At 29.9% G+C, this 14,142-nt stretch carries 12 protein-coding genes and 1 pseudogene; 5 read left to right on the top strand and 8 right to left on the bottom strand.

From position 1 onward, the window contains the following. The first annotated feature begins 131 nt into the window (after positions 1-131). Positions 132-404, top strand: a complete 273-nt coding sequence (locus ICMP_RS03500; RefSeq protein WP_084121345.1) for an Hsp20 family protein — start codon at positions 132-134, stop codon at positions 402-404. A 114-nt stretch (positions 405-518) separates the two neighbouring features. Here ICMP_RS03500 and dxs read toward each other — a convergent pair whose 3' ends face one another. The 8 genes and pseudogenes from dxs to cyoA form a co-directional block, all read right to left on the bottom strand. Further along, entirely contained in the window at positions 519-2,396 is a 1,878-nt protein-coding gene (gene dxs, locus ICMP_RS01760) for a 1-deoxy-D-xylulose-5-phosphate synthase (RefSeq protein ID WP_052456821.1), read from the bottom strand. 24 nt (positions 2,397-2,420) lie between these two features. Then, positions 2,421-3,259, bottom strand: a pseudogene (locus tag ICMP_RS01755) (polyprenyl synthetase family protein). 273 nt (positions 3,260-3,532) lie between these two features. Next, positions 3,533-4,912 (bottom strand): MFS transporter, encoded by a 1,380-nt coding sequence (locus tag ICMP_RS01750; RefSeq protein ID WP_041069292.1) that lies wholly within the window; start codon positions 4,910-4,912, stop codon positions 3,533-3,535. Between the two features lie 100 nt (positions 4,913-5,012). Further along, positions 5,013-5,867, bottom strand: coding sequence for a heme o synthase (cyoE, locus tag ICMP_RS01745; RefSeq protein ID WP_041069290.1), 855 nt, complete (start codon positions 5,865-5,867; stop codon positions 5,013-5,015). Between the two features lie 15 nt (positions 5,868-5,882). Continuing rightward, on the bottom strand, positions 5,883-6,206 hold the full coding sequence (gene cyoD, locus ICMP_RS01740; protein ID WP_041069287.1) for a cytochrome o ubiquinol oxidase subunit IV: 324 nt from the start codon (positions 6,204-6,206) through the stop codon (positions 5,883-5,885). Beyond that, positions 6,206-6,817 carry a cytochrome o ubiquinol oxidase subunit III gene (gene cyoC, locus ICMP_RS01735; protein ID WP_041069284.1) on the bottom strand — a complete coding sequence of 204 codons (612 nt, stop codon included), beginning with the start codon at positions 6,815-6,817 and terminating at the stop codon, positions 6,206-6,208. The genes cyoD and cyoC overlap by 1 nt, the downstream gene beginning before the upstream one ends. Further along, positions 6,817-8,799, bottom strand: coding sequence for a cytochrome o ubiquinol oxidase subunit I (gene cyoB, locus ICMP_RS01730; RefSeq protein ID WP_041070097.1), 1,983 nt, complete (start codon positions 8,797-8,799; stop codon positions 6,817-6,819). Before cyoB ends, cyoC begins: the two co-directional genes overlap by 1 nt. Before the next feature lie 74 nt (positions 8,800-8,873). After that, entirely contained in the window at positions 8,874-9,755 is an 882-nt protein-coding gene (gene cyoA, locus ICMP_RS01725) for a ubiquinol oxidase subunit II (RefSeq protein WP_052456820.1), read from the bottom strand. A gap of 451 nt (positions 9,756-10,206) precedes the next feature. Between cyoA and bolA the strand changes: the two genes are divergently transcribed. The 4 genes from bolA (at position 10,207) to clpX (ending at position 14,053) form a co-directional block, all read left to right on the top strand. Beyond that, positions 10,207-10,518: a transcriptional regulator BolA gene (gene bolA / locus ICMP_RS01720; RefSeq protein WP_041069281.1), complete on the top strand. Its 312-nt coding sequence runs from the start codon at positions 10,207-10,209 to the stop codon at positions 10,516-10,518. Positions 10,519-10,606: 88 nt separating this feature from the next. Continuing rightward, positions 10,607-11,929 (top strand): trigger factor, encoded by a 1,323-nt coding sequence (tig, locus tag ICMP_RS01715; RefSeq protein WP_052456819.1) that lies wholly within the window; start codon positions 10,607-10,609, stop codon positions 11,927-11,929. Between the two features lie 131 nt (positions 11,930-12,060). Then, positions 12,061-12,645 carry an ATP-dependent Clp endopeptidase proteolytic subunit ClpP gene (clpP, locus tag ICMP_RS01710; protein WP_041069278.1) on the top strand — a complete coding sequence of 195 codons (585 nt, stop codon included), beginning with the start codon at positions 12,061-12,063 and terminating at the stop codon, positions 12,643-12,645. Between the two features lie 136 nt (positions 12,646-12,781). Next, a complete protein-coding gene (gene clpX / locus ICMP_RS01705; protein ID WP_052456818.1) occupies positions 12,782-14,053 on the top strand; it encodes an ATP-dependent protease ATP-binding subunit ClpX in 1,272 nt (423 codons plus the stop codon). Positions 14,054-14,142 lie beyond the last annotated feature (89 nt).

Raw genomic sequence — 14,142 nt, 5'->3', positions numbered from 1 at the left:
ACGGACCTCTCGTTGGTTACCATGAGGAATGAATTGATCTGGTAATCCTAAATTGAGAAGTGGTACTATAACTCATTAACACTACTTCCTGTTGCTCCAGAAACGTCTCTTTCTTCGATGGTAACTAACTTATAGTAGGAACTCCAGAGTATGATATCCGTCGTATTGATGAACAAAATTATACTTTAACAATTAGTGTTCCAAATTGGAAAGAAAAGGAATTAGGCATTGAAACTGTATGGGGTCAACTTAATATTAATGGTAAAAAAGAACATCAAAATCAGAGCAATGAAGATGGATGGTTATATCGTGGTATTAATCGGGGCGATTTTGATTTAATATTTTCTCTTCCCGGTAACAGGAGTAAAATTAGAAGAAGGTTTATTGCATGTCTTACTTTGTAAGGATATTCTTAAACATGCAAAACCCAAATGAATTAATATTGGTGATGGTAAAATTCATCAATTAAGCATCATAAATAGATTACTATTTCTTCTAGCCCTGTCCCTATGATATGATCAGGCTCCTGGGATTTTATTAATGATAAAAACCTTTTTATTCATCCACTTCATAATTTGTTGATGAATACCTGTGGCATCTAGTTGATATTCTATATGGATCTCTCGTTGGTTACCATGAGGAATGAATTGATCTGGTAATCCTAAATTGAGAACTGGTACTATCTTCTTAGATTTAGCTAATAACTCATTAACACTACTTCCTGCTCCTCCAGAAACAGATCCTTCTTCTATGGTAACTAATACATTTTTATTGGTAACTAACGAAATTATTAGTGATTCATCTAGTGGTTTTACAAAACGCATATCAATTAAAGTAGCATTTAGTATTTCCGCAACAGTCATGGCTTCGTAAAGTAATGTTCCAAAGTTAAGGATTGCTATTTTTTTTCCATTGCGCTTTATTATTCCTTTGCCAATAGGTAGTTTCTTTAATGGTTCTAATCTTGTTCCCGTAATATTTCCCCTAGGATAACGTACAGCACTAGGACCGTTATGATAATTATAACCTGTGAAAAGCATATGACGACACTCGTTTTCATCACTAGGAGTCATAATCATCATTCCAGGTATGCAACGTAAGAATGCAATATCAAAGGCTCCCTGATGTGTGGCACCATCCTCTCCTACAATACCTCCTCGATCAATAGCAAATAATACTGGCAATTTTTGTAGTGCTACATCATGAATAAGTTGATCATAAGCACGTTGCAAAAAAGTAGAATAAATTGCTACTATTGGTTTATAACCACCAATTGCTATACCCGCAGCAAAAGTAACAGCATGTTGTTCAGCAATTGCTACATCAAAATATTGTTTAGGATAATTTTTTGAAAAATTGTGCATTCCAGAACCTTCTCGCATAGCTGGTGTAATAGCAATTAGTTTTGGATCATTTTTAGCCATTTCACAAAGCCAATTGCCAAAAATAATAGAATAGCTGGTAATTTTACTATTATCGTTAGGTAAAGTACCTGTATGTAAGTTAAAAGCAGGTACGGCATGCCATTTGATTGGATCTTTTTCTGCTGGAGTATAACCTTTACCTTTCTTGGTAATTATATGTAGTAATTGAGGACCTTTTAGATTACGTATATTTTTTAAAACCTTAATTAATACCATAACATTATGACCATCTATAGGTCCAATATAATTAAACCCTAATTCTTTAAAGAAGATACCGTTAAAATCTATTTCTGTTTCTGCGGTTAATTCTTTTTTTAGACAACTTCTTACTATGCAATGATTATCCAACAGTTTTATACGTTTATTTTTTGAAATAATACGTGCTAAATAACTATTTAATGCACCAACGTTTTTTGATATAGACATATCATTATCATTGAGTATTACTAGTATATCTGCTTGTAAATCTCCCGTATGATTCATAGCCTCAAATGTCATTCCTGCTGTCATTGCTCCATCACCAATAATACAAGCAGTGCGACGATTCTTTTGTTCGTATTTTGCAGTTACGGCCATACCTAAACCTGCACTGATCGAAGTAGAAGAATGTCCTACACTCAATACATCAAATTCACTCTCTTCTCTAAACGGGAAAGGATGTAATCCATTTTTCTGGCGAATGGTATTGATCATTTCTCGTCTTCCAGTGAGAATTTTATGTGGATAAGCTTGATGTCCTACATCCCAAATAAGATTATCAAAAGGTGTATTATAGACATAATGAAGTGCAACAGTTAATTCCACTACTCCTAGACCAGAAGCAAGATGCCCACTAGAACCACTAACACTATTCAGAAGATAGTTTCTCAGCTCATTACAAATCAGGGGTAGTTTATTTTTTGATAATAAACGTAATGCTTGTACTGTATTTACTAAATCTAATGTAGGATATTGAGAAATATTAGTACTCATTCATTGCTTACTCTTTGATAAAAATCATATATTACGTTTAATTATAAAACTTGCTACTTCTTTCAAAGAACCAGTATTAAAATATTTAGACTCTAATATTGATAAAGCATCTAATGCTTCTTGATACAGATTTAAAAGATTGCGCTGAGTATTTTTCAGGCCTATTAAAGCAGGATAAGTTATATTACATAATTTTTGATTTTTTCCTGGTCTTTTATCAAGGAAAGAAGTTTTGTCTACTACATCTAAAATATCATCTTGTAATTGAAATGCTAGACCAATAGCGTTAGCATAATTATCAATAGTTGGTAATATTTTATAATGATTTTTGCCAGATGCTAACACTCCTATTCTAAGTGAAGCACGAATTAAAGCTCCTGTTTTATGAAGATAAAAATTTTTTTAATTTTGTGATATTGATATTATTTTTGTTCGCTAATAAATCCCATAATTGCCCACTACATATACCCTGTACTCCACCTGCTTGAGCTAATTCAGAAATTATTTTGATCCTATACTCATTAGTTATACCAGGAAGACTTTTTGTAGCTAAAATATTAAAGGCGCTAATATAGCAACATATTGTCCAAACTTAATATGACAAGTAGGTTTGTTTCTACGTAAAATATCATTATCCATTGATGGTAAATCATCATGGATAAGAGAATAAGTATGTATACACTCAAAACTAACTGGGTTAACCTGTAACATATCACCAATTGCATATACTAGGAAAGGACGTAATCTTTTACCACCGGATAATGCACTAAAGGAGTACAATACATATGTAAAGAACCTAATAAAGATGTTAAGGTGTTATTAACTCTGCTTTGATACATATTTAACAATTCAGCAAAATCCATTATTTATATTCCGCATAAACTAAATATGCTTAATGTTTTCGCATTATAGCTATTTTAATAATATTAAAAAATATTTTTATTATAAACCTTAGGCTACATATTATATCATTATCTACCAGTATTTATCGACAATTGTTAACTTAAAAAGTCATTTATTTAAAAGCAATTTATCATATAATCAAATAACAGCACTTTATTAATAAGATAGTTCCGATATCAAAATACATATAAGTAACATATTCATCTACACATTTTCTGATGATACATGCAATGTCAACCACATTTATATGTTAGAGAAGTAATTCTCTTTTCTATTTCTGTTCTATTGGTTAATTTAGTATCTATTTTTATATAAACGCATTCTTCTTCTGGTATAATCAATGTTGATAACACACCTTTTTGCTCTATCAAGTATTTATCTAATTTATTACTAAATAAATCAATATTTTTTATAATAAAACGTAAACTGCTAACATAAGGGGGTTCTCGAATAGTAATAATAAACATCAGCCAAATAATAGATAGTATTATTCCACATATGAAAACCATTTTATAACCTAGATATCCTAATAATATACCTCCTAAACTGCCTCCAATTGCTATACCCAGAAATTGGCTAGTTGAATAAATACCCATTGCTGTCCCTTTATATCCTAAAGGTGATTCTTTACTGATCAGAGATGGTAATATTGCTTCAATTAAATTAAATGCCAAGAAAAAAATTTGACTACCACTTACTAGTATCCAAAGATGATTGTCAGCACTTAAAAATATAATTTCTGCAATAATTAGTGTGATGATTCCGAAGATAAATAGCCATTTTATACAATGTTTTTCTTCTGCTAAAAAAATTAATGGCATAATACTCAAAAAAGAAATTAGCATGGTGGATAAATATATTTCCCAATGTTTATCAAGAGGTAATCCAGATTGCACTAGTTGTTTCGGTAATGTTATAAAATTTAGCATTAGTAATGCATGAAGTATAAAAATACTTGCATCAAGCTTAATTAAATTAATATTACTTAGTACTAATCTTATGCTGCTTTTCACTACGCTAGTTTCACGATTGAAAGTGTAGTATTTTACTGATGGCACTGCTAGTAAGGTTATAACAATAGCTAATATAGCTAGCATAGAAATTAACCAAAATAATGCATTAAAATTTAAATGATGAGTGATGATTGGTCCTGCTACCATCGCGATAGTAAAAGTTATACCAATACTTATACCAATACATGCCATTGCTTTAGTTCGATTTTGTTCACGAATTAAATCAGACAGAAGTGCCATTACCGCTGCACTAATTGCGCCTGCACCTTGAACTGCTCGGCCTATAATAAGACCCCAAATCGAACTAGTAGTAGCTGCAATTGTACTACCAATGATAAAAATTAATAAGCCACCAATAATAATTGGCTTACGTCCCAGACGATCAGATAATAATCCAAGTGGTATTTGAAAAACAGCCTGTGTTAATCCATATATTCCAATAGCTAGACCAATTAATGATTCATTTGCACCAGATAATTTCATACCTTCAGTAGTCAATACAGGTAAAACCATAAACATACCCAGCATACGTAAAGAAATAACTGTACCTAAGCTCCAAGAGGCAGATAATTCACTAATAGTCATTTTATTATCATTCATTTTTACCTCAAATGTATGAACATAACATTAAATACCTACCTATAAGAAAATATTTTATAAAAGTATAAATATAGTTTTGTTATATTGATGATATTTGTTACTAATTGTGGTGATCTATAGACATCATAATACTGACAACAGTAATGTTGATTATAGAAAATAAAAAAATTCTGCGAGCCCATAAAGAATTATTTTTAGTTTTATAACCTGTATAAGACATTATTAGCCAAATGAAACTTATTATACAAGTTACAAGTAAATATTTGTAACCAGTAAAACCGGTGATAGTGAGGAGTAAATTTGCTATAATAAATAATAGGATATATACAATTATATGATTTTTTGCTACTTTAATACCTTTTATTAAAGGTAATATTGGAATATTTATTCGTTGATAGTCTTTAAAGCGATATATAGCAATAGCATATGCATGCGGTATTTGCCAGGTAGTAAAAATAATGAGCAGAATTAATGAAGCTACATCAAAGTGGTTAGTTACAGCACAATAACCTGTAACGGGAGGTACGGCTCCAGCTAAACTGCCTACTAAAGTTCCATATATTGAATGACGTTTCATATAAAGACTATAAATAAAAACGTATATCAAAAATCCTATTAATGTTAACCAAATAGTTAGTAAATTAATTTTAGAATATATTAGCCAAAAGCCCATTATACCTAATATAAATCCATATAACATACTGGTTTTCAGAGAAATTTTCTCTTTTACTAAAACTCTATTTCTAGTTCTATACATTTTTTTATCTATATCGCAATCAATAATGTTATTAAATACACAACTAGATGCGATAATTAATGCCATACTAATTAATGTAATAAAAAGCCGTGAATAATTAACATGTCCTTTGGAAGCTAATAAAAATCCACCAGTTACTGAAACTAAATTTCCTAAAATAATTCTTGGTTTTGTTAATTGTAAGTATTCTTTTATCATTGAGAAAAATTATTCCTAGGAAACCATCATATTATGGTTAAGATGTCCCATTATCCACAAAGAACCCAAGACAATAATCAGAATAACTATTAATGAAAAAACTATAGCTAGGATATTCCATCCATTTTCCGATTTTGTATCTAGATGTAAGAAATAAATTAAATGAACGACTACTTGTAGTAGTGCACAAGTTAAAACTACTGATGTCATAGTAGTTTTAGATAATTTATTACTCATTACTATCCCGTATGGAATACCTGTAAGGATCAGAGAAAAAATAAAACCTATTAAATAAGATTTAACATTATTATGTTCATTTGTATGAGTTTCAATACCCATTAAATTACCCCCATCAAATAAACAATGGTATATAGACAAATCCATACTATATCTAGAAAATGCCAAAATAAACTAAGACACATAATACGAGTACAGTTTGTAGTAGTTAAACCTTTTTGTGTAATTTGAAATATTAATACCATTATCCAAATTAAACCACAAATAACATGTAGACCATGTGTACCTACTAGAGTAAAAAAGCAAGATAAGAAACCGCTATTCCGTGGAGAAATATTTTTTGTAATTAAATGGTTAAATTCATATATTTCCATTAGTACAAAACTCAGACCTAATAAAAAAGTTAAGAATAACCATCGATTAACATTATCTTTGCTTTTAGAGGACATGGAGATAACAGCCATACCATATGTTAAAGAACTAATTAACAAAAATACTGTTTCTATTAGGACAAATGGTATTTTAAAAAAATCTTTTCCTATAGGTCCATCAGCAGTATTGTTTACCATCACTGCATATGTTGCAAATAAAGTTGCAAAAATAATACAATCGCTCATCATATAAATCCAGAAACCAAAAATTGTATTGGATTTTAAAATATGATTAGATTGACTAATCTTATCCTTTTGGTTAATAACAGTTTTAGTCAACATTATTTCAAACCTAATTTGTTAATATTACTAAGATGCTGATTTTCAACATTTTGAATTTCTTCTATAGGAATATAATAATCTAAGTCATCATCAAAACTTTTTATAATCCAAGTAAATATCCCACTTAAAAAAGAACAAATTGACATCCACCAAATATGCCAAATCATTGAAAATCCAAATATAGTAGCAAAAGTAGATATTAATATGCCTGCGATACTATTCTTGGGCATATGAATAGTTTCATATTGTAGTGCGTTTTTATAAAATATACCTTTCTCTTTAATATCCCAAAAAGCATCTCTTTCATAGATATAAGGGATTACAGCAAAATTATAACAAGGAGGTGGAGAAGATGTAGCCCATTCTAATGTACGTCCTCCCCAAGGATCACCAGTTAAATCGCGATTTTTTTTTCTATCACGGATAGATATCCAGAACATGATCATTTGACTAATGATACCTAAGGATATCAATACAACACCTGCTGTTGCTATAACTAATAGAGAATGAAATTCTGGATCAATATCTTGACTTAAGCGACGAGTCATACCCATGAAACCTAATACATATAATGGCATAAAAGCAATGAAAAATCCTATAATCCAAAACCAAAAAGCTCGTTTAGCCCAAGTTTCATTTAGAGTAAATCCGAATGCTTTGGGGAACCAATAAGTAATTCCAGCCATACATCCAAAGACGACCCCCCCAATAATAACATTATGGAAATGTGCTACCAAAAATAAACTGTTATGTAAAACAAAATCAGCTCCTGGAATTGCTAAAAGAACACCGGCCATACCACCTATGGAAAAAGTTAATAAAAATCCAATTGTCCAAAGCATAGCAGAGTGCATTTGAATTCTTCCTTGATACATAGTGAAAATCCAATTGAAAATTTTTACTCCAGTCGGGATAGCAATTATCATGGTCATGATACCAAAAAATGCATTAACATTAGCTCCTGCACCCATAGTAAAGAAATGATGTAACCATACTCCAAAAGCCAGGATACTAATAATGACCGTCGCCCATACCAATGCAGTATATCCAAATAAACGCTTTTTAGAAAAGGTTGCAGTAATCTCCGAAAATATCCCAAAAACTGGCAATACTAAAATATAAACTTCAGGATGTCCCCAAATCCAAATTAAGTTTACATACATCATAATATTGCCACCCATTTCATTAGTAAAAAAATGGAAATGAAGATAACGATCCAAAGTTAACATAGCTAATGTAGTAGTTAAAACTGGAAATGCAGCAATAATCAAAATATTAGTACAAAGAGCTGTCCAAGTAAAAACGGGCATTTTAAAAAGATTCATACCAGGAGCTCTCATTTTCAAAATAGTAACAAAAAAATTAATACCCGTTAATGTTGTGCCTATACCAGAAAGTTGCAGAGCCCAAATCCAATAATCTACTCCTACACCTGGGCTATAAGCTAATTCTGATAAAGGTGGATAAGCTAACCAACCGGTTTGTGCAAACTCACCTATTCCTAAAGATAGGTTAATTAAAACTACACCTGCAATTGTTAACCAAAAACTTAGGTTATTCATGAAAGGAAACGCTACATCACGAGCTCCTATTTGTAATGGAATAATGAAATTCATTAAACCTATTACAAAAGGCATGGCTACAAAAAAAATCATAATTACACCATGAGCCGTAAATATTTGGTCATAATGATGAGCAGATAAAAATCCTGCTTTACCGCTAGAAGCTAATACTTGTTGAGCTCGCATCATGATAGCATCTATAAAACCACGCAATAGCATAATAAATGCTACTATTATATACATAATGCCTATTTTTTTATGATCTACTGAAGTAAACCATTCTGATATAAGATAATTCCATTTTTTCAAATAAGTGATGGTAATAATCAACGCTAGTATAATGAACATTACACAAGCAATGGTTATCATAATAATAGGTTCATGATATGGTACTGCATCTAGAGTTAATTTTCCAAACATCATTTTATTCTCTTTAAAAAATCATATTGTTCTTTTCTTTAAAAGAAAAGTTGGCAAAACAGTTTTACTTTTATTTATGGTTTATCTCTATTTTTACTCATTTGGAACTGTTTGATAACTTGTAAGAATAAAGTAGTATTTTCCGTAGAAAAATATTCCACAGGATTATTTTGACTAGGAATAGCAATTTTATTGTATTCTTCTTGAGTATTTAGTTTTTTAGGAGAAGATTTTACTTTTATAATCCAATTATTGAATTCTGTGTTATCCTTAGTTACAATTACTTTGAATTTCATCCCTGAAAATCCTGGTCCACTAAAATTAGAGGATATACCTTTATAAATACCTGCTTTATTAGCTATGAGATTAAGATTATTTTTCATACCGGCCATTGCATATATTTGACTTCCGAGCTCAGGAATAAAAAAAGAATTTACTACAGAATTAGATGTTACTTTAAAAGTGACTGGCATATTTACCGGAAAAGCAATTTCGTTTATAGTTATAATTTTTTGTTCTGGATAAATAAAAAGCCATTTCCAATCAAGTGCTATGACTTCTATTTGTAAAGATTTTTTATTAGAATCTAATGATTTGCCAGGATCTAGTGTATGAGTAGATTTCCATGTTACTATTGCGAGAAAACAAATAATTAAAACAGGTATACCCCAAATTACAGCTTCTAATTTATTAGAATGTGACCAATTAGGATTATATTGGATGTCGGAAGTATTAGAATCACGATATTTACAAGCGAATAAAATAGCCATTATGATTGCTGGAATAACTACAATTAGCATAAGACCAAAAGCCAGTAGTATTAGTGAGCGTTGTTGAATTGCTATCTCCCCTTTGGGATTTAATAAAGCAATATTACAGTTACAGTTACTTAATAATACAATACTTATTGTGAATAATAATGGTTCAAAATACTTATTGCATTTATTGAGTCTCATTTAAGACCTCACTAACAAGGGATATATTATTAATTATGATAGCATTTTACGGGAACCTTTAAATAATGTAAACTAACTATGTTATATAGTTATACTGTTTCCTTTGAATAGCACAATCAGCACTAGTATCATATTAAGTATCTTACTCGTTAATAATAACTTTTATGTGATAAACAGTTATTATTAACGAGTATAAACATTAGTATTGTAATATTTATTAAAAATGCTATTTTAAATCATATAGTTTGGTTTATATTGAAAAATGACAATAACTTTTTTAACAATTCTTTTAATATATAATTATTTTAAAATCAACTGAATGATGTAATTATTATTATAAATTCCAAATTAAATACTATAGTTGTTATAAATGAATATTTCAAATATAATATTCAATAGATTAATAGATAAAATAAATGCAGCATATTTATCCCTGTTAAGGAGTTTAATTATGATTCGCGAACAAATAACAGAAAAATTACATAAAGCATTTGAACCAATATATCTAGAAGTTCATAATGAAAGCTATCGTCATAATGTGCCAGCTGGATCTGAAAGTCATTTTAAAGTAATAATCGTGAGTGATATTTTTATGGGTCAAAAACTTTTAGATCGTCATAGATCTATTTATAAAGAATTAATTGAGGAATTAGCAGAAAGTGTATATGCATTAGCATTACATACTTATACTACTAAGGAATGGACAAAAATAAATAATACCATTATAGCTTCACCAAATTGTCGCGCAGATATGAGAACTTAAATTATTACTATCTACATTTTACTCTAACTCATGAAAAATTGTACTATTTAAATAAATGTAAATTATTAATTGTTTTGAGGTAATCGATATGCAAGATTTAGGAGAAACTGTTCAGAATCTTAGTCACAGAAGGAAGATTACTATTTCTTCTGAAAAAATCGAAAATGCATTTAACAAAAAATTAATTGATATATCTAAAAAAATACATATAGATGGTTTTCGAGTAGGTAAAGTACCTATGAATATTGTTATCCAACGTTATGGTAGTTCTGTACGTCGAGATATCATCAATAATATGATGCAATATCATTTTCTGCAAAGTATCCATAAGGAAAATATTAATTTAGTTGGAAATCCAATTTATATACCTGATCACTATGAAGCAGGTAGTAATTTAACTTATTCTGTAGAATTTGAAGTTAGTCCAACTATTGAATTAAACAATCTACATGCTATAGAAATTGAAAATCCAGTTGTAAAAATTACTGAAGAAGATGTTGATTCTATGTTGAATATCATGCGCCAGCATAAAGCAATTTGGAAAGAAAGCCATGCAGGGGCTAATATTGATGATAAACTTACAATAGATTTTAAAGGATGGATTGATGAAAAAGAATTTAAAGGTAACCAAGCATCTAATTTTGTGTTGGTAATAGGTCAAAATAAATTAATTCAAGATTTTGAAAAAAGTCTAATCGGTCATAAGAAAAATGACATATTTGATGTTTCTATTCAATTTCCTCCGAACTACTCAGTAGATTATCTAAAAGGGAAATTAGTAACTTTTAAAGTGTTTGTAAAAAAAGTTGAAACATGCGAATTACCAGAAATCACATCCAAATTTATCTCGAGTTTAGGTGTGAAAGATGGTTCTATTGCTACTCTTCGTGAAAAAATTACTGAAAATATAAAAATTGAAATTCAAAATAAAAATTATAATTATATAAAATTACAAATTTTAAATGCTTTACTAAAAAACAATCAAAAATGTAAGGTACCACCTGTATTACTAAAACAAGAGATAAAAAATTTACGTGAGCAAGCTAATAAAGAATTTAATGAAAATAAAATGAATATTTCAGAAAAAATGTTATCTAACCAAGCAAAAGTTAGAATTATTATTAATTTGCTATTATGTGAAATAATTCGGTATTACAAAATAAAAGTTGATGAAAAACAATTGCACGATCAAATAAATAAAGAAGCTTGTTTATATGAAAAACCTGCTAAATTAATAGAATTTTATGCCAAAAATCAGGACTTAATGGATAATATGCGAAATTATCTCTTGGAAAAACAAGCTATAAATACTATTTTAAATGAAGCTCATGTAACAGAAAAATCTATGAACTTTAAAGAATTCATGCAAAATGTGGATAATTATAAATTTGATATGTCTCTTATTGATTAATTAATCAATTTTTTATTGTAATAACTTGATTATAAATAAGTCTATTGATGTAATAGCAGTATAGTGAAACAGGCTGGTAAACTTAAGGAAGTATTACTAATAATATATATAGATAATGAAGAGATAATGCAATGACTTTAATACCTATGGTAGTTGAGCAAACTTCACGTGGTGAACGTTCCTATGATATTTATTCACGTTTACTTAAAGAACGCGTAATATTTCTCACAGGACAGGTTGAGGATCGTATGGCTAATCTAGTTGTAGCTCAAATTCTCTATTTAGAAGCAGAAAATCCAGATAAGGATATTTATCTGTATATCAATTCGCCAGGTGGAGTTATAACAGCTGGTATGTCAATTTATGATACAATGCAATTTATTAAACCAGACGTTAGTACTATTTGTATGGGACAAGCATATTCCATGGGAGCATTTTTGTTAACAGCAGGGGCTAAAGGAAAACGATTTTGTCTTCCTAATTCTCGTGTAATGATTCATCAACCATTAGGTGGATATCAAGGACAAGCTACAGATATTGAGATACATGCTCGTGAAATTTTACAAGTGAAACATCGATTGAATGAATTAATAGCTAAACATACGGGTAAACCATTGAAAAAAATAGAGATAGATACTGAACGGGACCGTTTTCTTTCAGCGAAGGAAGCAGTAGAATATGGATTAGTAGATGCTATTCTAACGTATCGTCAGTAATATTGATTATCCTTCCCAGTAGATATTTAAATATTGCTTAATTAAATAAATTATATAATTTATTTACATGATAAAATCATAAGCACATGCTAGACAATATAATATAAACAATATAAAAAGAGGCTAATTAATTACAATGACAGATAAGCGCAAAAATATTTTAGAACAAACACTATGCTGTTCATTTTGCGGACATAATCAAGATGCAGTAAATAAGTTAATTGCGGGGCCTTCAGTATATATATGCGATGAATGTGTTAATTTATGCAATGAAATTCTTGAAGAAGAAATGAAGCAAATGTCACTTAATGAAATTAAGGCATTACCTAACCCTCATGAAATACGTAATCACCTAGACGATTATGTCATTGGTCAAGAAGCAGCTAAAAAGGTGTTGTCAGTAGCTGTATATAATCATTATAAAAAATTAATTAATAAAGATAGGACTTCTGGTGATATAGAATTAGGTAAAAGCAATATTTTAATTATTGGTCCTACAGGTAGTGGAAAAACGTTACTAGCAGAAACACTGGCACGTTTACTTAATGTTCCATTCACTATGGCGGATGCCACTACTTTGACAGAAGCTGGTTATGTTGGTGAGGATGTAGAAAATATAATTCACAAATTACTACAAAAATGTGATTATGATATTCACAAAGCCCAGCATGGAATCGTTTATATTGATGAAATTGATAAAATATCACGCAAATCCGACAATCCTTCTATTACACGAGATGTATCCGGTGAAGGTGTACAGCAAGCTTTGTTAAAATTAATTGAAGGTACAGTTGCTTCCGTACCACCTCATGGTGGACGTAAACATCCTCAACAAGACTTTTTGCAAGTAGATACTTCCAAAATTCTTTTTATATGTGGTGGAGCATTTGCAGGTTTAGATACAATTATTTCTAAAAGAGTGGAAAGCGGTTCTGGTATTGGTTTTAGTGCAAAAGTAAAAGATCCCTCATATAAACAATCAGAAAGTGAATTACTTTCTCAAGTGGAACCAGAAGATTTGATTAAATTTGGTTTAATTCCAGAGTTTGTAGGTCGTTTACCGGTGATAACAACCTTAAATGCATTGAATGAGGAAGCACTTATTCAAATTTTATGTCAGCCTAGAAATGCATTAACAAAACAATATCAAGAACTTTTTCGTTTGGACGGAGTAGAACTTGAATTCCTTGAGGAATCACTAGTAGCTATTGCTAAGAAAGCCATGCAAAGAAAAACTGGTGCACGTGGTCTACGTTCTATAGTAGAAGCAGCATTGCTGGAAGTTATGTATAATATGCCTTCTATGAAAGGGCTAAAAAAAGTAATAATTAACGAATTGGTTATTAATGAACAATGTACTGCTACTTTTATTCAGGAAAATAACGGAGTACATATTTCTCCGGAATAACTTCACGAGTTTTTAATTGAAGAATAAGTATTCTATTTTGATTTTATCAAATCTATAACATTGAATATACAGTTATTATTACCTGTAGG

Origin of the sequence: Candidatus Ishikawaella capsulata Mpkobe, from assembly GCF_000828515.1 — a bacterium.
Lineage (GTDB): Bacteria > Pseudomonadota > Gammaproteobacteria > Enterobacterales > Enterobacteriaceae > Ishikawella > Ishikawella capsulata.
Note: the sequence above shows the minus strand (reverse complement) of the source record. Positions and strands in the feature narration are given on the sequence as shown.